Raw genomic sequence first — 24,451 nt, 5'->3', positions numbered from 1 at the left:
GAAGATTAGATGAGCGAAATCAAGACCATCACCCCAGAAGAGCTACAGAAAGAGCTGGAAGCAGGGAAACAATATAATTTAATCGATGTACGGGAAGAGGAAGAAGTGGCAGAAGGTATGATCTCAAAAGCTGTTCATATTCCAATGGGCCAAATTCCTGAGCATCTTGATGAGCTAGATCCGAACAAAGAATATATAATGATTTGCCGTTCCGGTGGACGTAGTGGCAGAACCTGTGAATATTTGAATGAACAAGGCTACAAGGTCACGAATATGGTTGGCGGCATGCTCAAATGGCAGGGAGAAACAACGCCAAAGGAAAAGTAATATAGGACATGTGAGGGAAATCTCTAAGACTATAGTAGTCTCGGGGATTTCCCTTTTTCGTTCCCTCAAAAAGTGAAACTATTTTGCAATATTTACGTCATTATTAATGAATGTGTTAGGCAAAATTTAAAAGCTAAAGAAGTAGGGATGAAATGATTATAAAGGTACTATTTTGGGGCACGGAGTATGAGGTAAATGAGACCGGCAATTAGCATTAGATGATAAGAGGATTCTATATTGCCTACCGATTGATGGGAGGGGAAATACTTTAGGAATTCTTTCATTAGGAAAAGAACCAATGTTTGAACCACTGGGAGATGAAATATCTCAGCCTGGAAATACATATAGACTGCTTTATCAAGATAAGGCAAACGAGGAAATCTACATAATTGAAAGGAATGATAAAGAAGAGAATATGATTGTTTTGGATAGCAAAAATCTTCATATAAAATCAAAGTTCCCAGTTGAAAATGCTCATTTGTTAGACTTTATCATAAAAATTAATTGATATGTAAAGGAAAGGGTAGCATGCGAAAAACAATCATCTGCTATATAAATGTTTTTCTTTTAGCTGATGTTATGATTATTTGAAGTTCGAAAGATAATCTTGTCCAAATAATATCTGTTGGAATTGTTCTAGGCTATGGTTGTAACCAAAAAATATTTTCTGAATAGTATAAAATCCACTAATATTGGCAAACATGCTAAAAAGGGGTGGAGATAATTGGTACAAGTTAAACTATTTGATTGTGATCATGAACAGGATTTAGAGGAAGAAATGAATGAATTCCTCGAAGAAATTTCTCCTAGGGATGTAGTGGATATTAAATATAACGTCGCGCTGATTGGCGATGCCTCTGGAGAACAAGTCTTTTGTTTCAGTGCATTAATTATTTATAACTCATAAAGCAGGTACTATTGCAGCAGAATAGTCCTGCTTTTTTTTGCCGTTTTAACGAGGACAGAGCTTAAAAGCAGAAGAACTTTAAAAATTCAGCGTGGCCGTGACAAAAAAGAAGGGAATTGCAAAAAAGGGTAACGGCGCCAGCCCCCGCCGTGCCCGAAAAGCAAAGAACGCCGGAAAAGGGTAACGGCGCGAGCCTCCGCCGTGCCCGAAAAGCGAAGAACGCAGCAAAAGGGTAACGGCGCCAGCCCCCGCCGTGCCCGAAAAGCAAAGAACGTCGGAAAAGGGTAACGGCGCCAGCCCCCGCCGTGCCCGAAAAGCAAAGAACGCCGGAAAAGGGTAACGGCGCCAGCCTCCGCCGTGCCCGAAAAGCGAAGAACGCAGCAAAAGTGTAACGGCGCCAGCCTCCGCCGTGCCCGAAAAGCGAAGAACGCAGCAAAAGTGTAACGGCGCCAGCCTCCGCCGTGCCCGAAAAGCGAAGAACGCAGCAAAAGGGTAACGGCGTCAGCCCCCGCCGTGCCCGAAAAGCGAAGAACGCCGCCAAAGGGTAACGGCGCGAGCCCCCGCCGTGCCCAAAAAGCGAAGAACGCCGCCAAAGGGTAACGGCGCGAGCCCCCGCCGTGCCCAAAAAGCGAAGAACGCCGCCAAAGGGTAACGGCGCGAGCCCCCGCCGTGCCCGAAAAGCGAAGAACGCCGCCAAAGGGTAACGGCGCGAGCCCCCGCCGTGCCCGAAAAGCGAAGAACGCCGCCAAAGGGTAACGGCGCGAGCCCCCGCCGTGCCCGAAAAGCGAAGAACACTGCAAAAGGGTAACGGCGCGAGCCCCCGCCGTGCCCGAAAAACGAAGATCCCGGAAAAGGGTAACGGCGTCAACCCTCGCCGTTACCAAAAAGCGAAGAACGCAGCAAAAGGGTAAGGGCGTGCGAGCTCACCGTAACGAAAAAGGGAGAACGCCGCAAAATCGTAAGGGCAAATCTGATCTGTCCTCAGTTCATAAATTGAAAAAGAACAGCTGAACAAACAGCTATTCCTCTATAATCACAGTACTCCTTGCTCACTTCTTTTTCCATAAAGGGCGGCATTCATCCCTGCCAGTCTTCCTGTCACAAGTGCAGCCGTGATGTTATAGCCGCCTGTGTAGCCATAGATATCTAAAATCTCCCCACAGAAATGCAGGCCGGGCGTGAGTTTGGAGGCCATTGTCTTAGGTTCGATTTCTTTTACGGAAACCCCGCCGCCTGTGACAAAAGCTTTTTCCAATGGAAGGGTGCCATTTACTTGGAACGTGAATTGCTTACAGGCTTTGGCGAAGGCGCGCAATTTTTCGGTTGAAAGACTCCCGCAAATCTCCGATGGATCGATTTCACATTGTGTGAATAAAAACAATAAATAACGCTCAGGTAACAAGCCTTTCAGTGCATTTTTAATGCTCTTTTTTGGTTCGTCCTTTTTTACTTTTTGGAGTTGTTGAAAAAGTGCTTCCTCACTTTGGCTAGGCAGTGCGTCAATCGCCATTGTCACTTCAGGCCGCTTTGATTTTTTTAATTGTTTTACAACAAATTGGCTACAACGCAAGGCAGCGGGACCGGAAATGCCAAAATGGGTAAAAATCATGTCCATTTTATGGGTAATCAATGGTTTTCCATTTGGCTTCAGCACACTGAGTGCTACTTCGCGCAGCGACAATCCTTGTAATTGTTTTTCTTTGATGAATCGCTCATTAGAAGTAATCGGCACTTCTGTTGGGAATAACTCTGAAATCGTGTGGCCGGCCGCTTTTGCCCATGGATAGCCATCTCCCGTTGATCCAGTTTGCGGGACAGATGCGCCGCCAGTGGCAATTACCACGGCGGAGGCCACAAGTTTCTTTCCGGATTTTAACAGAACTCCTGCTGTTTTTCCCTGTTCATAAAGTACTTTTTGAACAGGGGTATCTGGCAGCACTTCAACTTCTAATTCACTCATTCGCGATAAAAGCGCATCGACGACGGACTGTGCCCGATTAGAAGCAGGGAACATGCGCCCATGGTCTTCTTCCTTTAATTCAATCCCGAGATTTTCGAAAAAACGAATGATATCTTCGTTATTAAAAACAGAGAAGGCACTATATAGAAAGCGGCCATTGCCGGGAATATGGCGAATAATTTCATCCAAGGGCAAGCGATTTGTCACATTACAGCGTCCTCCTCCTGAGATCGCTAATTTCTTGCCTAGCTTATGACCTTTATCTATTAATAAAACCTTTGCTTTATATTCGGCGGCAGCGATGGAGGCCATTAATCCTGACGGGCCGCCACCGATGACTATAACATCATACATTTTTATCGGCTCACTTTCATGTTCAATTTCTGTCTATATAGGGAATATTCGATCCTTCATTATTTTTGATGACTTTGTGCTTTCTTAAAATACTATGAACAATTTCCAAACGCAACGCTGAACTCATTGTCAAATTCCGTCGATAGCTGTAAACTAAATGGAGAGTGTAGTGATTAAAATTAAAAAAACAAATGAAAATTAAAAATGGAGAGTTCGAGAATGTATGTCATCTAAATTAATTCGTGGAACATTTATATTAACGCTCGGTACAATTTTATCAAAGATATTAGGTCTTTTCTATGTTATCCCTTTTAAAGCGATTATTGGTGGGGAAAGTGCCTATGCGCTATATTCATATGGGTATAATCCTTATACGATCTTTATTAGTATTGCCACAGCTGGTGTTCCAATGGCTGTATCCAAATATATTGCGAAATATAATGCATTAGGTGAATATGAGGTGGGGCATCGGCTATTCCGCTCAGGTTTGATTGTAATGACGCTGACTGGAGTTGTTTCTTTTTTCGTGATGTACGGGTTAGCGACACCGATCGCGGAAATGGTCTTAAAAGGAGCAGAAACGGATTTTACCACTGAAGACGTGGCCTCTGTTGTTAGAGCTGTCAGCTTTGCTTTACTTGTGATCCCAGCGATGAGCTTAATTCGTGGCTTTTTCCAAGGTAACCAATCAATGGGCCCATCTGCTGTATCCACTGTGATTGAACAATTAGCGAGAATTATTTTCTTATTAGCAGGAAGTTTTATGGTCATCTATATCCTGAAGGGGAGTGTTGTGACAGCGATTGGGACGGCGACCTTTGCCGCCTTTATCGGCGGGATTGCCAGTCTTATTGTCCTGCTATGGTATTGGAAAAAACGCAAACCGAAATTAGACGAGCAACGTCTGCAAAGTAAAGGTGACCTCACTGTTTCTCTGGGGAGTATGTATAAGGAAATTCTTATTTACGCTTTTCCTTTTGTGATGGTCGGTATTGCCAATCCATTGTATACCTTAATAGATCAATTTACATTTAACCGAGCGATGGCGGCTGGAAACCAAGTCGTTAATTACTTAGATGCCTACGGAACTTTAACCTTAAACCATAAATTGGTCATTATCCCGGTATCTTTAGCCACAGCTTTTGCCATGACGCTGGTTCCTTTAATTACGGAATCCTTCGTCAATTCAGACCGAAAGATTCTTTTTCGCCAGCTGGATCAGACGCTGCAAGTTTTATTATTTATTACATTGCCTGCATCATTGGGCTTGATGATTTTGGCGGAACCCTTTTATACCGTATTTTATGGCTATTCAGATCTAGGGACAGAGGTGCTAAAAACCTATGCGCCTGTCGCGATTTTATTTGCTTTATATTCCGTAACCGCGGCGATCCTGCAAGGCATTAATGAACAACGTTTCACGATCTTAAGTCTGTTAACAGGAATTCTAATAAAATTAAGCTTAAATATCCCGCTTATCGAAGCCTTTGGTACAGAAGGAGCAATTTATGCAACAACGCTTGGTTATTTCGTTTCGATTGCGATTAACTTAGTTGTGATTAAAATCTTTTCAAAGTATCCATTAAGACTTGTCTATAGAAGAGTGCTGTTAATTATTATTTTTAATGTTGCGATGTTAGTGCCTGTATACTTTGTGTACCTTGGACTTCATTCTATTATGAATCCAGAATCAAGGCTGCAAGGATTATTGCTGATCTTTATTTGCGCCGCAGTTGGAGCGATGATTTATGGCTATCTAGGCTTAAAATCTGGATTGGCTGATCGGTTATTTGGGGAGCGATTGACAAGGTTTAAGAAGAAGCTGGGAATGAATTAAAATCCCTATAACATAGCATAAACGGGCAGTGCTTTACACCTAAAGAACAAGGTGGGCAACTGCCCATAACGATACATATGTGATCAGGATGGGCGTCATCCTTGGGATGAATAGACGAAGAAATAGGATCAATCCGAGTGGATACACTTCCAAAACCTTTTAAGAATTAATAATATCCAGTTTCTTCATATTCTGGTCGACCTGGATGACCTGGAAACCCTGGATGGCCTCCTTGACCTTCCAAGCGCGATACTCTGCGGTCAAGCCGATTAATTTGCCGCTCTAGTCTTCTGACCTGATTTTCTAATTGATCGACTCTCCGATCAAGAGAGGAATGATTTGGCATCCCAGGAAAGAATTTTGCTTGCATTTCATCTTGAGGGTTTTGTGAAAATTCCTCATATGAGGGCTGTTGCGGCATATTCCCTTGAAATTGTGGCATCATTTGGCCTGGAAACGGCATTTGATTAGAAAACGGCATAGGCATTTGTTGGCGAAAACTCATTTATACGTCACTCCATTTCATTATCTCTTCCACCATCAGCCTATGTAGGAGTTTATAAAGCGTATGGGCATGGGCCTAAAGAAATGAAATATTGTATTTTCACAGAAAGGAGGTTTTTTGATGAGAATTGATAAGCTTTTGGCAAATACGGGCTATGGTAGCCGGAAAGAAGTAAAAAAGCTTTTGAAAAGTGGAAGTGTCACAGTGGAAGGGGATATTGTAAAAGATCCGAAAACACAAGTGATTCCTGAACAACAATCGATTTATGTCAATGGAGAAGAAGTTCATTACCGTGAATATATTTATTTAATGATGAATAAACCCGCTGATGTGATTTCGGCAACCGAGGATGTACGTGAAAAAACCGTGATCGATTTATTGCATCCAGATGATGCGGTGATGTCCCCGTTCCCAGTGGGCCGATTGGATAAGGATACGGAAGGGCTATTGCTATTAACCAATGACGGAAAGCTAGCCCATCAACTTCTATCGCCTAAAAAAGATGTGCCGAAAACCTATTTTGCTGTAGTTAAAGGGCTTGTCAGTGAAGACGATAAACATGCCTTTCAACAGGGTGTTATCTTAGATGACGGGTACGAGACAAAGCCTGGGTTTTTAGAAATCTTAAAAGCTGGTGAAAGATCAGATATTGAATTAACGATTACAGAGGGGAAATTCCATCAAGTCAAAAGAATGTTTGCGGCTGTAGGAAAACAAGTCATCTATTTGAAGCGCATTTCCATGGGACGATTGCAGTTGGATGAAGAATTGGCGCTTGGAGAATATCGTGCATTAACAGAAGAAGAAGTAATGCAATTGCAAAATATCGCAATAAAATAACTGCCCTCCATCTATGATGGGCAGTCTTTATTATTTTATAAAGAATAATCAAGAATCTGACAAACATGACACTTTGAATGCTTTCATTTGCTTGGTCAATTGCCCTTAATAACCTGCGAAAGGTCACTGCTTCATAAGCAGACTGGTCGTGGGCGTTATGTTACTTTCACTTTTTTCTTTGTTGTTGTCCATTTTCCGCGTCTCGGGCTACTGATTAGGTCATTGTACTCTAACACATTCAAATCCCTTTGAATGGTGCGAGGAGTGCTTCCAAATTCATTCACAATTTCTCGTGTTGTGACAGTACCATTTTCTAAGATGTATAAGTAAATGGATTTGACCCTGGTAAGCATTCTATTCGTTGACGGTTTCAATAAAACCACTCCCTCATCTTTAATCCCATGGCAGTCGGTTGACATCTTGCCTAGTTAAAGAGATGGTAATTTCCCGCAGACAACTCCTTTTAAATGATGTTCAAAAATGAGGAGCAAAGGCTAAATTCACGACATTCTGTCGCTTCCCTTACACCAGTACTTCCTGTACGTCGCAACGCCTCTATGAGCTACGTCCTGCAGGTCTCCGATAAAAATGACACTCGATGTTTGTTTCTCTAGTCGACGAGCCATTTTAATCCTCTTTGAACAACCACTTTAAGTATATTCTATTTTCAGACACTTACATTTTAACGTATTTATCAAAAAATGAAAAGGGGAAAGTGCTCTTTTTAGTATATTGCGGAACTTTTTAGACATTTATTCGTAGATGTAGAGATAGATCATGATGATAGTAGGGAGTGAGCTTGTGGCGTTATTAGAGGTAAACATACAACAAGCAGGTTATCAACTAAACAAGGGAACAATTACCAATATAGACTTTTCCATTGGACAAGGTGAGTTGCTCGGAATGATTGGAGCAAATGGTGCGGGGAAAAGTACAACGATTAAAGCGATTCTGGATGAATTACCTTTTGTAGAAGGAGAGATTTTAAAAGAGCAAGGGAGGAAGCTTTCCTATATTCCTGAACGCCCTTTATATTATCAAGAACTCACTCTTTGGGAGCATTTCGAATTTGTGGCAGCTGTCGAAGAGTTGGAAGAAGAGACGCTCCACTATGCGAAGGACATATTAAGAAAATTTCGCTTATCCGCCCATCTTCATGAATTTCCTGGGAATTTTTCTAAGGGAATGCAGCAAAAAGGGATGCTGGCGCTGGCCTTATTTACAAAACCAGATTTACTAATCATTGATGAGCCATTTATGGGACTTGATCCTGGATCAACTAAGCTCCTCTTAGATCTTCTAGAAGAAGAACGAAGCAAAGGCAAGGGGATTCTAATGTGTACCCATATTTTGGATACAGCGCAAAGAATGTGTGATTCCTTTATCATTATTGAAAATGGAAGGATGAAAGCGAAAGGGGATTTAAGCGAGGTTTTACAACAATGTGGTGCGGCCGACGGCAGTCTTTATTCATGTTTGGATCTAGAGGATGAAGAAGATGAAGAGTAAAAAGCTGTTTTGGATGAGATTGAAGCAAGGCTGGGAGTATCGGTTTGGTACGATTAAATCGATTATTGATTGGACTGTGTTTGTTTATTTTATCCTGCCGGCAACTGTTATTTCTTTTTTCATTTATCGTTCCTGGTGGATAGAACTGCCCGGCTGGATAGACGGAATGTCGATCCACATGCTCGCATTGTTTTTCTTGCTATTATGGGGGGAACACTTCCACACATATGTGCGGGAAGCCGATCGAATCTTTCTCAGGAAAAATAAAAAGCTGTTCTTGCAATTAAAACAGTGGGGGATTTTCTATTCTTATTGCTTCCAATGTTTGTCTGCTGTGGGACTTGGGATTGCAATTGCCCCATTTTGGTATCAGCATTTCCATCTACATACAAACGATTTTTTTCTTTTTGCTGGACTTTGGGTATCTTTAAAATGGTTGATTATGTCGATAAAAGGGAAATTGAATGTGCAAGTGCGTGGATGGCGAAGTCTGTTTAGAGGCATTCCACTTGTGATGGGAGCCTTGATTATCTGGGAGCTTGGTTTTTGGTTATTTACAAATCAGAATATTGTCTGGCTTTTCCTCCTGATTTTACTTAATACAGGGAGTTCGTTTTTCTTTGTACGCCGACGTTTTTCTTCCGTTCATAATTTTGAACAAGACTTAGCCATTGATGAACTCGAGAAAAATAAATATACGGAAACAATTTTTCAACTTTCAATGGACATTGAAAAACCGAGGTTTTCGAGTAATCGAGCGAAGCCACGACTATACGCACAATCGAACCGATTGTTTAAGAGGCGTAATCAGAAAACGGGCTATTTGGAATTATTTATCAAAGCCTTTACCCGCGATTCACAATATATTTTGCAATACTTTCAGATTATCAGTGTAACTGGAGCAGCGATTGTCCTCTTACCACCCTTATGGTTAAAAATAACGGTCATGATTGCCGGTGTGCTTTTTCTAATCACATGGATTGGGAACGCGTGGCGAAGAACAGTTGAAGAACATCCTTTTGCCAGAAAATATCCTCAGGAAGTCGGCTATTTTCAGGCAAAGAAACTTGTCGCATCAGTATTGCTTATTCCATTTATTATCATTGTTGTCCTGCTCGTGATTGTAAGGTTTTTTCTTCTTACACAAATTCCAAATTTATGAAATACAAAAAAAGGTATATAATAGGGAAAGACAATTTTTAATAAAGGAGTCATGATCAGAATGGCGAAAATAGATTGGAAAGCAGAAGTGGAAAAAAGAAAAGATACCATTCTCGCGGATTTACAAGGACTTCTTCAAATTCCAAGTGTGCTAGACGAGACGAAAGCAACAGCAGAAGCTCCCTTTGGGGAAGCGGTTAAAAGAGCGCTGGACTATATGCTTGAGCTTGGTCAACGAGATGGTTTTTCAACGAAAAATACAGGTGATGTGGCCGGGCATGTGGAGGCTGGTGAAGGACAGGGCTTAATTGGTGTTCTAGGTCATGTTGATGTTGTTCCAGCAGGAGACGGTTGGTCGGATGATCCTTTTTCTGGGGTTGTGAAGGATGGGAGAATCTACGCTAGGGGCGCAATTGATGACAAAGGGCCAACGATGGCCGCTTATTATGGCATGAAAATTGCGAAAGAACTAGGCTTGCCTCTTGAAAAAAGGGTACGTCTGATTATTGGTACCGACGAGGAAAGTGATTGGCGTTGTGTGGATCACTATTTTAAAGAGGAAGAAATGCCAGAAATGGGCTTTGCTCCTGACGCAGATTTCCCCATTATTATCGCTGAAAAGGGAATTGCTGACTTTGATCTTGTTCAAGATGTAAAGGATACGAAAGAGACTAGCGCGCCGATTACCTTGCTATCCTATATTTCTGGTTTACGCTATAATATGGTCCCTGATCATGCTAAAGCGATTCTCGATATTAAAGATGGCAATACAGATATTATTCAAATGTTTGAAGATTTTTTGGATACCCAGGAGCTAACTGGAAAATATTATGTAGAAAGCGGTTATTCGATAATGGAGCTCCATGGTGCAAGTGCCCATGGTTCAGAACCGGATAAAGGCAAAAATGCTGGATTATTATTAGCCAATTTTTTATCTACCCTTACGCTTGATGCGAGAGGAACGGAATATATAAAAGCAGCTGTGGATTTCTTTTTTGGCGATTCACGCGGACGTGCACTTGGTGTTGCGTATGAAGATGATGTTTCAGGTGAACTGACGATCAATGTAGGGAAAATGTCTTATAACGAACATGAAGGCGGACAGTTTGGCATTACGATGCGCTATCCGGTTACTTTTAACCATGAGCAAGGGAAGGAATCGATTCAGAAGGTGTGCAAAGAATCAGGCTTTCAGCTCGGACAGTATACAGATTCTAAACCCCATCATGTGCCAAAGGATTCTCCTCTTATCCAAACATTACAGGCTGTCTATGAAGAACAAACCGGAGAAAATGCGGAGCTATTAGCGATTGGTGGGGGAACCTATGCAAGATCGCTTGATTCCGGAGTGGCTTTTGGGGCATTATTTCCAGGACAACCAGATGTTGCTCACCAAAAGGATGAATATATGGAATTAGATGATCTTTGGCAAGCTACAGCTATTTACGCACAAGCCATATATGAATTAGCAAAAGAAAAGTAAAGGGGATGGTTATATGGGAAAAGTATTGGTGAATGATCAATTAATCGAGCGTACAGAGGCTGTTGTTGACATAGAAGACCGCGGCTATCAATTTGGCGATGGCGTATATGAAGTTATCCGGGTTTATGGTGGTGAGGCTTTTACAGCTGACGAGCATATGGAACGTTTTTTTCAAAGCGCTGAAAAAATCAAAATGGAAATGCCATTCGATAAGCAGCAAATGCTTGATTTCATTGAGCAGTTGATCATGAAGAATCAACTTCAAGATGGATCAATTTACATGCAGGTGACTAGAGGCGCATCAGCTAGAAATCATCTATTCCCAGGGAGTGATATCAAGCCTGTGTTAACGGCTTATACAAAGGAAGTGCCTAGGCCAGAAGATGTGCTTGAGAATGGTGTAAAAGCGATGGTTGCAGAGGATATTCGTTGGCTGCGCTGTGACATCAAAAGCTTGAATCTTTTACCAAATGTTTTAGCCAAACAAGAAGCAACCGAGCAAGGCTGTTATGAAGCGATTCTCCATCGTGACGGAACGGTAACAGAAGGTTCTTCGTCCAATGCTTATATTGTAAAAGATGGTAAAATCACCACACATCCAGCAACCAATTTTATTTTAAATGGGATCACTCGCCAAGTGATTCTGAAACTTTGCCAATCTCATCAAATTCCGATCACTGAAGAGACCTTCCGATTAGAAGATCTAAAAACAGCAGATGAAATCTTTATTTCCAGCACTACCTCTGAAGTAATGCCGATTGTCCAGCTTGACGGTCAATCCATAGGAGATGGGAAACCAGGCCCACTGACAAAAAAATTACAGTCCTTGTTTTTAGAAGAAATTAAAGCAGTAAAAACTCAAAAAATGTAAATGCAACCCGATGTTTAGGAAGAGACTACTAAACATCGGATTTTTCTAAGAAAAGCGCAAACGCCTGTTCAGCGAATGAAAGGATGAACAGCTAATAGACACAAAGCGAAAAGAGGATGATCATGATGGCGGAACATTATTTTTTTGCATTGGCATTGCCAGATCCAATGAAAGAAGAGTTAGCTATATTAAGTAAAAAATTGAAAATTGCTTTTCCTTTTAAAAAGTGGGTCCATCCTGCAGATTATCATATTACATTAGCTTTTCTAGGAGCAGCAGATAAAGGAAAACGGGAGAGAGCGATAGGGGATATTGAGAAGAATCTTTTCGAATTCAGAGCCTTTTCTCTAGAAATAACACATTTGGATACGTTTGGTCAGCGGATTTTTTGGGCAGGGGTAAATAATTCAAAAAATTTATTGGATGTGCAAAAACAGATATATACATCTTGCCAAAATGCTGGTTTTTCCTTAGAAGAACGTCGTTTTCATCCTCATATTACCTTGGCGCGTAAGTGGCCTGGTGAACAGAGGTTAAAGAAGGAAATGTTTAGTGTGTATGATCCTTCCCTCTCATTTTTAGCGAATGAAGTGGTTTTATATCGAACACATCCAGAAAAAACACCAAAATACGAAAAAGTAAAGACATTCTCCCTCTCTCATTCATAATGGGGTATAATGGATGTAATAAGTAAGGAAGGTTATAGATAAATGGCTCAATTATTAAAACTGCAAGACTATGTTTCACGTTATGAAACAGACCTATCGCGTTATCCTTCTCAATTCATTCGTCTAAAAAAACAACAATGGCTCAAAATCAAACAAGCCTGGGAAACCGGGGTGCCTTCTCAAGCAAATTCGGTGGAAATAGACAGTGTTCCTGAAGAGGAGAAAAAATTTCGATCGCTGAAAAAGTTGTTTAAAAGAAAGACAAATGCCATTGAAATTCCAATAGAAGCTTATGATGAAAATAAGACTCCACAAGATAAAGAGGAAGATTTTGATTTTTCAACCCCTCTACATGTACAAACAGAAACGGAATTAAAGCAAAGCTTTCTTGATCATTTATTGCTTTTTCAGTTAAAATGGGCAAGCTCAACCGTAATGGAAAAATCATTTGTTGATCGACGGTTTTATATAGATGAACGATTAAAACATTTCCTCCAACGCTTTCCGGATAATTACTTTCTATTTTATGAACCGATTTTTTTATTGAAAAAAGCACCAGTTGAGCTGGACGTTCTATTGCTCACACCAACTGAAATATGGTGTTTGACGTTTATTGAGCAGTCGAATCAGGCTGCCTATCTTGGGGAAAATCAACATTTTTGGAAGATGAAGGTGAGAGATAAAGAAAAGAAGGTTTTGAATCCTGTGATGTCAGTGAACAGAATGGAGAAAATTGTTAAGAAGATTTTTCAATTGTATGAAGTGGCATTACCGATACGTAAAGCGATTGTATCTCGGAATGGTTTTATTGATTATCCAGATGTTGCAGGGGACATAGCGATTTTAGACCAGCGTACATATGGGGAATGGTTCGAAAGGGCAAGAAAAACACCATCTCCCATTAAGATGATGCAAATCCGAGCGGCAAAGTCGTTATTAGAATATGGGCAAACGACTTCTTTTCAAAGACCAAACTGGGAATCTGAATGAATCACTATTCTAAAGTGAAAAAAGACAAGTTAAAATCAAACTTTCAGCAATTGCCACTTGACGAAAAATGACGATTAACGATAAAATTGGATAATACAGATGGCTATTCTAAAAGATAAGAAAGTATAATTTTGGCTAGTGTTTGGATCTAGCTCCAGACGCCATCGGCTCGAGGTCAAATAACCCGAGACAATGAAAGGCAAAGAACGCCTTTCTTTTTCTCAGAACATTTGCTTGTCGCCGATAAGCAGACGCCTTGCGCTTTTCTTATGAGTCAATAGCGATCTTTTTTTCTTCTAATCAAAAGTTACAGATACGATACTACTATTTGTTGATATAATTGAAGGTGAAATTAGGTGGAACAATTATTGGGGCAGGATTGGGAAATTATACCTGCCGGTGGAGCAACCGGTGAAGCTTTTTTTGCAATCAAAGATAATCAGAAACTGTTTCTCAAACGAAATTCGTCCCCGTTTTTGGCTGTTTTATCAGCAGAGGGGATCGTCCCGAAGTTGGTCTGGACAAGAAGGTTGGAAAACGGTGATGTCGTAACGGCCCAGCAATGTTTAGCCGGTAGAGAATTTTCAGCGGGAGAAATGGCAGGAGAAGAAGCGCCAAAGCTCTTAAGAAAAATACATGAATCAAAGCCACTTTTAAGTATGATGGCGCGGATGGAGAAAAAACCCTATGGACCCAATGTAATGCTTGAGGATATTAAGTTGACATTGGATCAAGAGTTATATGCCAATTCTACGATCAATAGGGCTCTTGCTTTTCTTGAAAAAGAGTGGACAACTATACAATGCAATGATTGGGCTGTTTGCCATGGGGATGTGAATCATAATAATTGGTTGTTTTCCGACAAAGGAGAGACCTTTCTAATTGATTGGGATGGCGCCACGATCGCCGATCCCGCTTTCGATTTAGGAGTGCTTCTACATTGGTATGTCCCGAAAAATAAGTGGTCTCACTGGTTACGTCATTATGGAAGTCCTCTTACCGCGAATCTTGAATGGCGGATGAAATGGTATACGATCGCCCATACTTTATTATCGATTCAATGGCATCAAACAAGAGGGCATTTGTTTGAAGTGAACTATTGGACAAAGGATTTAGACAATTATATGAGAAATGATTATGCTTGTTCTTATCCTCTCACTAAACCTTTATGATAATGTATTGATAACATGCACCCACTGGGAAAGCTGGTCCTGGTGGGCATTTATATGTTGATCAAGATGGCTTGAATTTTTCCCTGTTTGAGAATAGCTATATATATCATGCAAAAGAGGTTCCATTTCCTGGGGCACAGATTGATTCGCAAGTAAGGATTGGATTAACCGTTCTACTTGCTCATATTCTGAGACAGAGCCACAGCAGTCCTCTAAATGATTATTTAAAATATCTTGTAATAAATTGACTTGGTCTTGGTGATTTAAAGACATGCTTCTTCTTCCTTTCCAATGAGTTGCTTGTAGTTTGCGCAGATGAAAAGCCTTTATGCGTTGCTTGATTTTGGGAAAGGACGGGATCAAGTTATTAGTGTTATTTTTAACCATACGAAAATCAGAGGTGTTTAGAAACATGCGTGTAAGGTATAAACCGTGGGCAAAGGAAAAAATTGAACAATATCCTCAATTTGTCATTCCCAACCCACATGATTTTGCAGGCAAATGGGACGAGCTATTCGGGAATAATCAGCCGCTCCATATCGAAGTGGGGACAGGGAAAGGACAGTTTATTTCGGAAATGGCACGCGCACATCCAGATATAAACTATATTGGAATCGAACTGCAACAAAGTGTGATTGTGACAGCACTAGATAAAGTATTGGCAGTGGATGTACCGAATGTAAAATTATTACATACGGATGGTGCTGATCTGCGTAGCTTCTTTGCAGAAGGGGATGTTGGACGGGTTTATCTGAATTTTTCCGATCCCTGGCCGAAAAACCGCCATGAAAAAAGACGTTTAACCCATGAGTCCTTTTTAAAAATCTATGAAGATATCCTTGTGGACGAAGGCGAAATTCACTTCAAAACCGATAACCGTGGATTATTTGAATATTCCCTTGTGAGCTTTTCTCATTACGGGATGAAGCTAAATGATGTATGGCTAGATTTACATGACAGCGATTATAAAGGCAACATAATGACCGAATATGAAGAGAAATTCACGGCCAAAGGCCATCCCATCTATCGCTGTGAAGTACAGTATATGAAATAAACGATTTAAACACATGAAACCATTTAAATGTTCATGTGTTTTTTACTATAAAAAAGCACAAAACATGTTCGGAAGCAAAGGAGGAAAGAATGAGATGGAAAGATTACAAATCGGAGATATCACATTGAGGTGGTTAAATGGTGGAGATACGACTATGGATGGGGGCGCGATGTTTGGAGTTGTTCCCAAGCCTTTATGGTCACGGAAATACCCTGTAAATGAGAAGAATCAAATTGAGTTACGGTGTGATCCGATATTTTTGCAGGTGAATGGGAAAAATATTTTAATTGAAGCGGGCATTAGCAATGGAAAGTTAACGGATAAGCAGAAACGAAATTATGGAGTGTCAGAGGAATCGAAGGTAGAAGAGGAACTAGAAAAGTTTGCTCTCACAGCGGCAGATATTGATCTTGTGCTCATGACCCATCTTCATTTTGATCACGCTTGCGGATTAACGAAACCAACTGCTCATGGGTTTGTTTCAACATTTCCCAATGCAAAAATTTATACCTCGCAAATAGAGTGGGATGAAATGCTCAACCCAAATATTCGCTCGCGTAATACATATTGGCCCGAGAATTGGCAAGCGATCGCCAATCAGGTGATTACCTTTCAAAACGACATTATCTTAGAAGATTGTATCCATATGATTCATACAGGAGGTCATAGCGCTGGCCACTCCATCATTATGATGGAAAGCGCTGGGGAAAGGCTTGTCCATATGGCTGATCTTATGCCAACCCATGCCCATCAAAATCCCTTATGGGTTCTTGCTTATGATGATTATCCGATGGATTCGATCCGTGAAAAGCAAAACTGGATTCCCAAAGCGATTGACTCAGGTGCCTGGTTTAGTTTTTACCATGATGCTTATTATCGTGCCTTGAAGTGGAATAAAACTGGAGACATTATGGCTACATTCGAGCGAGAGCGAGCAGATCAAGGAAAATTACTAAAGGATTTACACAAAAAATCATAAATATCAGTGAAACTTCAATCAGTGAAGGTCTTACTGCTAGTTAATGTGGGAGAAAATGCAGGAAGCACCATCCATTGGTGCCTCCTACCCCTCCTTAAAGAGGATACACGTCCAAAACACTTCCTGTAAAGGCGTCCGCAATAAATTCAAACTGCTGCCGTTCTCCGTCCCGGGTACGCATAATGCCACCACGATATACCTTCGTTTTGATCGCATGTTTTTGATAATCTTCAGGTTTCATCTGCATCCACGATCCGTCAATACTTCCTTCTTGTTTAAAAGCATGCTTAATATCGGCAAGTACCTTTTCACCAGATAAGGGGACTTGTTCTTCCATTATTTTTCGTAAACAATAGCCACCGATTAAGCCAGTAAGAGTTCCAGCAATAAACGATTTCCAATTCATTTTCTGCACCTCCACCTATCTATTTTTTCAGTATACAGGAATCAAGCAAATTCTTCGAGAATTTAATGGGGACTTTTTCTACACAAGAAAAAACTGAGATGTTACCATAGAATTAAGAGATGACGGCTGTTGATGCTGAAATATAAAAATAGAGGGTGAGAATCATTTCCAATTCAACTGAAAAAGTTTTATCTTTAAAAAATTTGACGATGAGTTTTCTTGATAACCATGTCCTTAATGGTATTGATCTAGATGTCTATCGGGGGCAAATTATCGGTTATATTGGACCCAATGGAGCCGGCAAAAGTACGACATTAAAAATTATGCTCGGTTTGGTGGAAGGCTACGGGGGAACGGTTGAAATTTTTGGTGAAGATATTTCTTCAACAGGTCCAGATTATAAAAGAAAAATTGGCTATGTGCCAGAAAGTGCGGATGTTTATGAAAATTTGACAGCTAGTGAATATCTCACTTTTATTGGTGAATTGTACGGAATGGAAGAAAGCCAAGCAGAAAATAAAGCATTGAAACTGATGAAATCCTTTGATTTAGAAGAGGTTTTTCATAAAAGAATATCCTCTTTTTCGAAAGGGATGCGACAAAAAGTATTGATTATTTCTAGCTTGCTGCATGATCCTGACCTTATCTTTCTGGATGAACCATTAAATGGGTTGGATGCGAATAGCGTGATTATGGCAAAGGATATTTTGGAGAAATTGGCATCGAGAGGTAAGACTATTTTCTATTCTTCCCACATGCCGCTGATGGTACTTTTGAAGAATTAAAGGAGCAAAGTAAAGAAGGATCTTTAGAAGGGATTTTCAATCAATTAACAGGGTATAACCAACATCAGGATACAGCAAAACTTTTTGTGGACACTGTGTTGGAAGGGGATAGGGATGACTAAATTTCGTTCCTTAAAAATATTGGATTGGTTTCAACCCCTGTTTACATGGATGAAGATCGACTATAAAATGATGCGAAAAATCCTTGAAATGAAACTAATCATGGATCAAAGGCGGACTCCGACAATTTTTCAAGGAAATCAGAAGGCGAAAGGCAACCAATTTCTCAAAACCTTGGGCATATATGCCTTATATGGCTTATTACTCGTCTTGTTTGTTTTTCTGGATCAATATATGTTCCAGATGAGTATTATCTTTGGGCTAACGATGTTTTTAATGATGACTTCATTGATTGCTGATTTTTCTTCTGTTCTATTAGATATAAGAGATAAGGCGATTTTCCATACAAAGCCACTTGATTCCCGAACGATTAACGCAGCAAAGATGATTCATATCGCGTATTATATGGCTTTTATTACGGGGGCATTTATTTCGGTTCCTGCGATCGTCATGCTCTTTAAGCAAGGAATTGTATTTTTTCTCTTATTTTTAGCAGAAGTCGTGCTGCTAGTTTTATTGATCATTGCGATTACCGCGCTTGTCTATCTCGTGATTTTAAAATTCTTTGGCAGTGATCAGCTAAAAAACCTGATTAATTATGTGCAAATTATTTTATCCGTTGCCGTTGTGATTGGATATCAGATCTTTATCCGGGCCTTTAATATAGTCGATATAAATATATCTTATATGTTTGAATGGTGGCATGTTTTGCTTCCACCAATTTGGTTTGCGGCACCGTTTGAACTAATACTCGGGCACAATCACTCCTTCATATATATCCTTTTGTCAAGTTTGGCCCTAGTGATCCCGTTCATCGCATTAGCGGTTTATATATGGCTAATGCCTAGCTTCGAAAGGAATTTGCAAAAGCTGATGGACGAAACGGGTGAGATAAAAAGATGGAAATTTTCGCTTACACGTTTTTGGTCATCATTGATTTGTTTCGATCAAGAAGAGAAAATGTTCTTTCGTTTCTCCTCAATTATGATGAGTCGGGAAAGGGAATTTAAATTAAAAGTCTATCCTATACTAGGAATGGGGCTAGTATTTCCATTTATCTTTATTATGAATACCCTCATGACTGAGACTGTTGACAGTCTAGCGGATAGTAAAACCTATTTAAATATTTACTTCAGTACAATTATGATAGGCTCAATGGTGCAAATGCTGAAATTCTCGAAAAATGATAAGGGCGGATGGATATTCAAAACTAGTCCCGTGCAGCAGACAAAGAAATTTTATAGCGCAGCACTTAAGACTTTACTTGTAAAACTTTATTTGCCTGTTTATTTACTTATTTCAGTTGTTTTTCTCTATCTATTTTCTTGGGATATTTGGTTAGATTTACTCATTGTATTCGTTACAGCCATTTTGCAAACGGTGCTTGCATATAAACTAATAAATAATGAATATTTTCCCTTTACAAAACCATTTGAATCAGCTCAACAATCGGTGAATACAGCCATGTTCTTCTTGTTAATGTTTCTTGTAGGTGGATTTGTTCTCCTTCATTTTATTGCTCTGCTCATTCCTTTTGGAAAGATCGGTTATTTAATCCTGCTTTTGATAGGAACGATCCTGTACTGGAAAAAAGTTTTTAAGGTGAGCAAAGAGGGGAAAAAGGGACTGAGGATCTCATAATATTCAATATTTAATTGAGAAATATTATCATTTAGTGTATAGTAGATAGTAACAATAAATATGATGGAGTAAGGAGAAGATATGATGCAAATATACTGGAGCAAAATAAATAAGATTGTTGATGAAACTCCTGAGGTTAAAACGTATTTTGTTGACCTTCCGGAAGGCCTTACATGGGAAGAAGGGGCCCACATCCATTTGGCACTGGAAGGCTTTAACGCCGGTGATAAGCCAAACCGCAGCCTGATTCGCCATATGTCCATCTCCACTTTACCGCATGAAAATTCAATCGGGATCACGACACGGATCAGAGAGCAGTGCTCCGAGTTTAAGTCGATTTTAAGAAATCTTGAAGTTGGCCAAGAGGTTGCCATATTTAAAATTCATTCAAATGTGCCGCTTAAAAGAGAAGACAAAAATGTTTATCTGCTGTCATCCGGTGTCGGCCTGGCAACTTTAAGACCACTTGTCCTTGATTATTTCGAACGTGCTGACAACGTCAATCAAATTCATTCCCTGAACATTGATTCGTCAAAAGATTTCTTATTCCCGAATATTTTTAAGTCTGCACCTGATAAGAAGTTCACCTCACAGTTCGTCGATAATCGTCAAGAATACTATGAAGAAGTGAAAAAGCTGGCTGCAGACAAGGATGGTCTCTTCTACATTATCGGCAGTGACGAATTCCTTGTGCAGAATATTGAAGTACTTCGTGAGCAGGGCATCAAGCCGGAACAAATTATGCTTGATAAACATCAACGACAACTGGCTGAGTTCTTACCAGTGGATTTGTCAATTTAATCGAAGTGAAAATCTCCTGATAGTTGTTCCATTGCTTAGGAAATTATAAAAATGTCGCTTGTGGATAACTGTTTACATTGCGGTTGGTGTCTAGCTCCAGGCGCCATCGGCTCGAGGCTCGCAGGAGCGAGTCCATCGGCGTTGCCACAGGACGTGGCGACCTTAGCCGATGTTCCACGAAAATAACCTGAGCTAATGAAAGGCAAAGAACGCCTTTCTTTGTCTCAGAACATTTGCTTGTCGCCGATAGGCGGGCGCCTTGCGCTTTTCTTGCTAATTGAATAAGAAAAGGCACTAACTACCTATTCGTAACTTACGAATAGGTAGTTAGTGCCTTTTCATTATCTAGAAGATTATTAATACCCCTTTTTATAATCAACGACATTTAGATGAGGGGCTTGATGGGTAAGATAATGTTTTAGATTAGGAATAAATATATCCCGGACAACACGCTCGGTATAATGTTCGGTTGCCCCTGCAGTATGGGGGGTGATGACCACATTATCCAGTTCCCATAATGGATTATCTTCCGGTAATGGCTCTACTTCAAATACATCGAGACCTGCACCTGCAATCTCCTTATCTCTCAATGCTTGAAGCAATGCAGTCTGATCGATAATTTGTCCTCTGCCAATATTGATAAGGAGGGCACTGTTTTTCATTTGCTGAAATTGTTTCTCCCCAAACATATGAGTAGTTTCCTTTGTTAGTGGAAGCGTGATTACGACAAAGTCAGATTGTTTGAGCACGTCTTCCAATTGATCAGGTTTATACATGGTATCAATATATTTGTTAGGTTTTCCTGAGTGCCTTACACCTAGCACCTTCATACCAAAGGCTTTGGCAATTTTAGCTGTTTCTTGACCAATGGCACCGACCCCGATTACTCCAACTGTTTTCTCGTGAATTTCTAATGCAAGCCCACCATTCTGCCATTTCTTTTCTTGCTGTTGCCTTACATACGTATCAATCTTTCTCGTTAAGCCCAGCATCAGCGCAAAGATCGTCTCGGAGATAGGATAGGCATGGACACCATTCGCACTAGTTAGCACAACCTCTTTTTGTTGTAGCTTTTGCAATGGTAAACTATTCACACCTGCGCTCCAAGTTTGAATCCATTTGACCTGGTTATTTCTTTCAAGCAAAGTTGATTCCACTGCTTTTTTCCAATGTAATACAACTTCCGCCTTTTCTAAGTCCTCTTGAATACGCTCACTGTCTTTACTTGCAACAATTTTCCAATCAGGCACTACTTGTTTGATTTCTTCTAAAAGGTGGTGTGCTAATTCTAAGTTGATCACCAAGGTTTTTGTCGTCATCGGATCCCTCCTTATATGCTAGTAATAATATTTAATTCTAACTAAAATCGCTTATAAAGAAAAGAAACTGATTCATATGCCATGCGAGGGGCACCGGCTTTGTAAAAATTTTACATAGAACACTTGTTCTTGATAGCTTGTTTTGCTATAATTTAAATATAACCTCCCTGAAAGGAGGTGAGATGAATGGAAAGGTATGTGCTTCTTTTCGTTGCCATTGTGAATGTAGTGGTTGCGGGCATTAACCTTGTAACCGCGCTCATGAATTATCGCAACAGAAAAGAGCCTTCTTCGTCGGCAGCGAAGAAAGGCTCCAGTAACCTTGAGGAATAGGGGGAAACCCCTTTCCTACTCCATCATCTTATGTCTATCATACCTGATTTATGCTGTTTAGACAATGGTAAGATCTAATAAAATGATCAAATTCTAGGATATGGTTTTTATCCTAAAAGTCGGCTCAAATGTACTAAGAACTTCCAAAACATCATTGGAAGTGATATAAATATGGTGCTCTAGCTTGGGATAGTCTTTACTTGTAAAAGGAGAAACGTGATCATGCCATTATATATATTCCGAGTTTTCCATCTTGAATGCATAATAATAGTCTTTGTTTATATTCGCTGTTTCCTTGCGGTTGACATAGGCTAGACATTGCGTGTCCCTTCAGTACCATACCGGAACGACCATACATAATATTCAACTGGAATCGAAAGGTCTATTTGCTTATAGATGATTTCCAGGTGTTGGGCGCCATTTTCTAAGGTAATGTTTAACTCATCTGCTCCAATATTTACATCAACTAATCCAATACTAGAGAGACGTTTTTCTGCCAGGTTGAATTGTAAGAAAGCTTCTGGTTGCCATTCATGTAAAATTTCTTTTGACACTGGGGCTATCCCTCCTATGCTAATTATATTGATTATAAATTATTTTATGCTGAATAAACAAATGAATAGCCAACGAGAAAAAATCGGTTAAAATAGAACTATACATACATTTTTGAAATGGGAGGAAGATTTATGAATCAAGAAACCCTTACGATGTTTAAAACTTTAACAGAGTTACCAGGGATTGCAGGCAATGAACATGCTGTTCGCGATTATATGCGGGGAGAATTAGAACAATATACGGATGGGATTATCCAAGATCGCTTAGGTGGAATTTTCGGTTTCAAACGTGGGGATGAACAAGGGCCGACGATTATGGTCGCCGGTCATATGGATGAAGTGGGCTTTATGGTCACACAAATTACCGATAATGGAATGATCCGTTTTCAAACGATTGGTGGCTGGTGGAATCAGGTTTTACTTGCACAACGAGTTCAGATTGTGACGGCTACGGAAAAGGTGGATGGTGTGATTGGCTCGATTCCACCACATCTTTTAACAGAGGCCCAACGCAGTAAACCGATGGATGTTAAAAATATGCTGATTGATATTGGAGCGGATGATCGCAAGGATGCGGAGCAAATGGGCATTAAGCCTGGGCAAATGATTGTCCCTGTTTGTCCGTTTACCCCAATGGCCAATCCGAAGAAGATTATGGCAAAAGCTTGGGATAATCGCTATGGTTGTGGGTTAGCGATTGAGCTTCTGAAAGAATTACAAGGTGAATCCTTGCCGAATAGACTTTATTCTGGTGCAACTGTGCAAGAAGAAGTTGGTTTGCGCGGGGCGGCAACAGCAGCCAGTATGATTCAACCAGATCTTTTCTTTGCATTAGACGCGAGCCCAGCCAATGATGCTTCCGGTGATAAAAATGAATTTGGCCAGCTAGGAAATGGAGCCCTACTCCGAATTTTGGACCGTTCGATGGTCACCCATAAAGGTATGCGTGAATTTGTGCTCGATACGGCGGAATCAAACAAGATTGCTTATCAATATTTTGTGTCACAAGGCGGCACAGATGCAGGGCGTGTTCATACAGCCAATGAGGGCATTCCGAGTGCTGTTGTGGGAATATGCTCACGCTATATTCACACATCTTCATCCATTGTTCATGTAGATGACTATGCAGCGGCTAAAGAACTACTTATCAAACTTGTCAAAGCCTGTGATCGCACAACTGTAGATGCAATTAAGCAACAATAATTTGTATAACTACACTGATAAGCTCGATTGTGACAATTCAACAATCGGGCTATTTAGTTAGGAAATCGGTATTATACCAACTAGCTTGCTTAGAAGCGCAATCATCATAACACGAAAAAAGAGGGGATTTGGAAGTGGCAATTATGATTAGAAAATATACAGAAGCGGACATACCATATATGATGTCTATATGGAATGAGATTGTCGAGGAAGGTCTGGCTTTTCCGCAAGAGGAGCCATTGACACTGGAGGAAGCAAGGTCTTTTTTTGCAGAACAATCCTATACAGGTGTGGCCGAAGAAAAAGGCGAGATCCTTGGTCTATATATTGTACACCCGAATAACGTGGGGCGTTGCGGACATATTGCTAATGCCTCCTATGGTGTTAAGTCTGGACAAAGAGGGAAACGTATTGGCGAAAAATTAGTTGTTGATTCGTTGGAGGTAGCAGGATCACTGGGCTTTCGAATCATGCAATTTAATGCGGTGGTGGCTGCCAACAAAGGGGCAATTCACCTATACAAGAAACTAGGATTCTCCTCATTAGGCGTAATTCCAAATGGATTTAAACAGAAAGACGGGCGTTATGTTGATATTGTCCCTTTTTATATTGAAATTGAGGCATTGGGATAAAGCCCTTCTTACATTTAAAAATATAGTTTTGTAGAATGAT

Annotated in this window: 26 protein-coding genes and 1 pseudogene; 20 read left to right on the top strand and 7 right to left on the bottom strand. The window is 40.4% G+C overall.

All coding sequences use genetic code 11. The annotated features are described in order from the left end of the window. Positions 1-9 precede the first annotated feature (9 nt). From IPU53_RS05225 to IPU53_RS05215, 3 genes are all read left to right on the top strand, one after another. Positions 10-327, top strand: a complete 318-nt coding sequence (locus IPU53_RS05225; protein ID WP_207448597.1) for a rhodanese-like domain-containing protein — start codon at positions 10-12, stop codon at positions 325-327. A gap of 298 nt (positions 328-625) precedes the next feature. After that, positions 626-835 carry a hypothetical protein gene (locus tag IPU53_RS05220; RefSeq protein ID WP_207448594.1) on the top strand — a complete coding sequence of 70 codons (210 nt, stop codon included), beginning with the start codon at positions 626-628 and terminating at the stop codon, positions 833-835. A 216-nt stretch (positions 836-1,051) separates the two neighbouring features. Beyond that, on the top strand, positions 1,052-1,234 hold the full coding sequence (locus IPU53_RS05215; protein ID WP_207448592.1) for a sporulation protein Cse60: 183 nt from the start codon (positions 1,052-1,054) through the stop codon (positions 1,232-1,234). Positions 1,235-2,267: 1,033 nt separating this feature from the next. Here the strand turns inward: IPU53_RS05215 and IPU53_RS05210 are convergent. Then, positions 2,268-3,548 (bottom strand): NAD(P)/FAD-dependent oxidoreductase, encoded by a 1,281-nt coding sequence (locus IPU53_RS05210; RefSeq protein WP_207448590.1) that lies wholly within the window; start codon positions 3,546-3,548, stop codon positions 2,268-2,270. Between the two features lie 223 nt (positions 3,549-3,771). Between IPU53_RS05210 and IPU53_RS05205 the strand changes: the two genes are divergently transcribed. After that, the gene (locus IPU53_RS05205; protein WP_207448588.1) at positions 3,772-5,385 is read left to right on the top strand and encodes a putative polysaccharide biosynthesis protein; all 1,614 of its coding nucleotides are present in this window, start codon (positions 3,772-3,774) and stop codon (positions 5,383-5,385) included. A gap of 166 nt (positions 5,386-5,551) precedes the next feature. Here the strand turns inward: IPU53_RS05205 and IPU53_RS05200 are convergent, their stop codons facing one another. Next, a complete protein-coding gene (locus IPU53_RS05200) occupies positions 5,552-5,890 on the bottom strand; it encodes a hypothetical protein (protein ID WP_207448586.1) in 339 nt (112 codons plus the stop codon). A gap of 120 nt (positions 5,891-6,010) precedes the next feature. Here IPU53_RS05200 and IPU53_RS05195 point away from each other — a divergent pair, with 120 nt between their 5' ends. Further along, entirely contained in the window at positions 6,011-6,730 is a 720-nt protein-coding gene (locus IPU53_RS05195) for a pseudouridine synthase (protein WP_207448584.1), read from the top strand. Between the two features lie 155 nt (positions 6,731-6,885). On the opposite strand, the gene IPU53_RS05190 is transcribed toward IPU53_RS05195, so the two are convergent. Continuing rightward, complete coding sequence (locus IPU53_RS05190) at positions 6,886-7,104, bottom strand: DeoR family transcriptional regulator (RefSeq protein ID WP_207448582.1); 219 nt, start codon at positions 7,102-7,104, stop codon at positions 6,886-6,888. A 403-nt stretch (positions 7,105-7,507) separates the two neighbouring features. Between IPU53_RS05190 and IPU53_RS05185 the strand changes: the two genes are divergently transcribed. From IPU53_RS05185 to IPU53_RS05155, 7 genes are all read left to right on the top strand, one after another. Beyond that, positions 7,508-8,239: an ATP-binding cassette domain-containing protein gene (locus IPU53_RS05185; protein ID WP_242698081.1), complete on the top strand. Its 732-nt coding sequence runs from the start codon at positions 7,508-7,510 to the stop codon at positions 8,237-8,239. Continuing rightward, positions 8,229-9,401, top strand: a complete 1,173-nt coding sequence (locus IPU53_RS05180; RefSeq protein ID WP_207448580.1) for an ABC transporter permease — start codon at positions 8,229-8,231, stop codon at positions 9,399-9,401. Before IPU53_RS05185 ends, IPU53_RS05180 begins: the two co-directional genes overlap by 11 nt. Positions 9,402-9,461: 60 nt before the next feature. Next, positions 9,462-10,883 (top strand): dipeptidase PepV, encoded by a 1,422-nt coding sequence (gene pepV, locus IPU53_RS05175; protein ID WP_207448578.1) that lies wholly within the window; start codon positions 9,462-9,464, stop codon positions 10,881-10,883. A 13-nt stretch (positions 10,884-10,896) separates the two neighbouring features. After that, positions 10,897-11,754, top strand: a complete 858-nt coding sequence (dat, locus tag IPU53_RS05170; RefSeq protein WP_207448576.1) for a D-amino-acid transaminase — start codon at positions 10,897-10,899, stop codon at positions 11,752-11,754. Positions 11,755-11,876: 122 nt separating this feature from the next. Further along, positions 11,877-12,422, top strand: coding sequence for an RNA 2',3'-cyclic phosphodiesterase (gene thpR, locus IPU53_RS05165; RefSeq protein ID WP_207448574.1), 546 nt, complete (start codon positions 11,877-11,879; stop codon positions 12,420-12,422). Between the two features lie 42 nt (positions 12,423-12,464). Continuing rightward, positions 12,465-13,412, top strand: a complete 948-nt coding sequence (locus IPU53_RS05160) for a nuclease-related domain-containing protein (protein WP_207448572.1) — start codon at positions 12,465-12,467, stop codon at positions 13,410-13,412. Between the two features lie 356 nt (positions 13,413-13,768). Next, on the top strand, positions 13,769-14,584 hold the full coding sequence (locus IPU53_RS05155; protein WP_207448570.1) for a phosphotransferase family protein: 816 nt from the start codon (positions 13,769-13,771) through the stop codon (positions 14,582-14,584). On the opposite strand, the gene IPU53_RS05150 is transcribed toward IPU53_RS05155, so the two are convergent. Further along, positions 14,579-14,857: a YtzH-like family protein gene (locus IPU53_RS05150; protein ID WP_207448568.1), complete on the bottom strand. Its 279-nt coding sequence runs from the start codon at positions 14,855-14,857 to the stop codon at positions 14,579-14,581. The two genes, IPU53_RS05155 and IPU53_RS05150, sit on opposite strands and share 6 nt — an antisense overlap. Positions 14,858-14,996: 139 nt before the next feature. Between IPU53_RS05150 and trmB the strand changes: the two genes are divergently transcribed. Together trmB and IPU53_RS05140 are read left to right on the top strand one after the other, a co-directional pair. Then, entirely contained in the window at positions 14,997-15,638 is a 642-nt protein-coding gene (gene trmB / locus IPU53_RS05145) for a tRNA (guanosine(46)-N7)-methyltransferase TrmB (RefSeq protein ID WP_207448566.1), read from the top strand. 94 nt (positions 15,639-15,732) lie between these two features. Further along, on the top strand, positions 15,733-16,617 hold the full coding sequence (locus IPU53_RS05140) for a YtnP family quorum-quenching lactonase (protein ID WP_207448564.1): 885 nt from the start codon (positions 15,733-15,735) through the stop codon (positions 16,615-16,617). A gap of 94 nt (positions 16,618-16,711) precedes the next feature. On the opposite strand, the gene IPU53_RS05135 is transcribed toward IPU53_RS05140, so the two are convergent. Continuing rightward, positions 16,712-17,023 (bottom strand): PepSY domain-containing protein, encoded by a 312-nt coding sequence (locus IPU53_RS05135; protein ID WP_207448562.1) that lies wholly within the window; start codon positions 17,021-17,023, stop codon positions 16,712-16,714. Positions 17,024-17,232: 209 nt separating this feature from the next. On the opposite strand from IPU53_RS05135, the pseudogene IPU53_RS05130 reads away from it, so the two are divergent. The 3 genes and pseudogenes from IPU53_RS05130 to IPU53_RS05120 all read left to right on the top strand — a co-directional run bounded on the left by IPU53_RS05130 (position 17,233) and on the right by IPU53_RS05120 (position 20,370). After that, positions 17,233-17,930, top strand: a pseudogene (locus IPU53_RS05130) (ABC transporter ATP-binding protein). Then, complete coding sequence (locus IPU53_RS05125; protein ID WP_207448559.1) at positions 17,923-19,569, top strand: hypothetical protein; 1,647 nt, start codon at positions 17,923-17,925, stop codon at positions 19,567-19,569. The pseudogene IPU53_RS05130 and the gene IPU53_RS05125 overlap by 8 nt, the downstream one beginning before the upstream one ends. 84 nt (positions 19,570-19,653) lie before the next feature. Then, a complete protein-coding gene (locus IPU53_RS05120) occupies positions 19,654-20,370 on the top strand; it encodes a dihydropteridine reductase (RefSeq protein WP_207448714.1) in 717 nt (238 codons plus the stop codon). A gap of 356 nt (positions 20,371-20,726) precedes the next feature. On the opposite strand, the gene IPU53_RS05115 is transcribed toward IPU53_RS05120, so the two are convergent. Beyond that, positions 20,727-21,689 carry a D-2-hydroxyacid dehydrogenase gene (locus IPU53_RS05115; RefSeq protein WP_207448557.1) on the bottom strand — a complete coding sequence of 321 codons (963 nt, stop codon included), beginning with the start codon at positions 21,687-21,689 and terminating at the stop codon, positions 20,727-20,729. 186 nt (positions 21,690-21,875) lie between these two features. Here IPU53_RS05115 and IPU53_RS05110 point away from each other — a divergent pair, with 186 nt between their 5' ends. Further along, the gene (locus IPU53_RS05110; RefSeq protein WP_207448555.1) at positions 21,876-22,022 is read left to right on the top strand and encodes a hypothetical protein; all 147 of its coding nucleotides are present in this window, start codon (positions 21,876-21,878) and stop codon (positions 22,020-22,022) included. Between the two features lie 311 nt (positions 22,023-22,333). Here the strand turns inward: IPU53_RS05110 and IPU53_RS05105 are convergent, their stop codons facing one another. After that, positions 22,334-22,576, bottom strand: a complete 243-nt coding sequence (locus IPU53_RS05105; RefSeq protein WP_207448553.1) for a hypothetical protein — start codon at positions 22,574-22,576, stop codon at positions 22,334-22,336. A 132-nt stretch (positions 22,577-22,708) separates the two neighbouring features. On the opposite strand from IPU53_RS05105, the gene IPU53_RS05100 reads away from it, so the two are divergent. Both IPU53_RS05100 and IPU53_RS05095 read left to right on the top strand, forming a co-directional pair. Then, entirely contained in the window at positions 22,709-23,779 is a 1,071-nt protein-coding gene (locus IPU53_RS05100) for a M42 family metallopeptidase (RefSeq protein ID WP_207448551.1), read from the top strand. Between the two features lie 143 nt (positions 23,780-23,922). Continuing rightward, positions 23,923-24,411, top strand: coding sequence for a GNAT family N-acetyltransferase (locus IPU53_RS05095; RefSeq protein WP_207448712.1), 489 nt, complete (start codon positions 23,923-23,925; stop codon positions 24,409-24,411). The last annotated feature ends 40 nt before the right edge of the window (positions 24,412-24,451 follow it).

Origin of the sequence: Bacillus sp. SD088 (genome assembly GCF_017355205.1) — a bacterium.
Taxonomy (GTDB): domain Bacteria; phylum Bacillota; class Bacilli; order Bacillales; family Bacillaceae_C; genus Lederbergia.
Note: the sequence above shows the minus strand (reverse complement) of the source record. Positions and strands in the feature narration are given on the sequence as shown.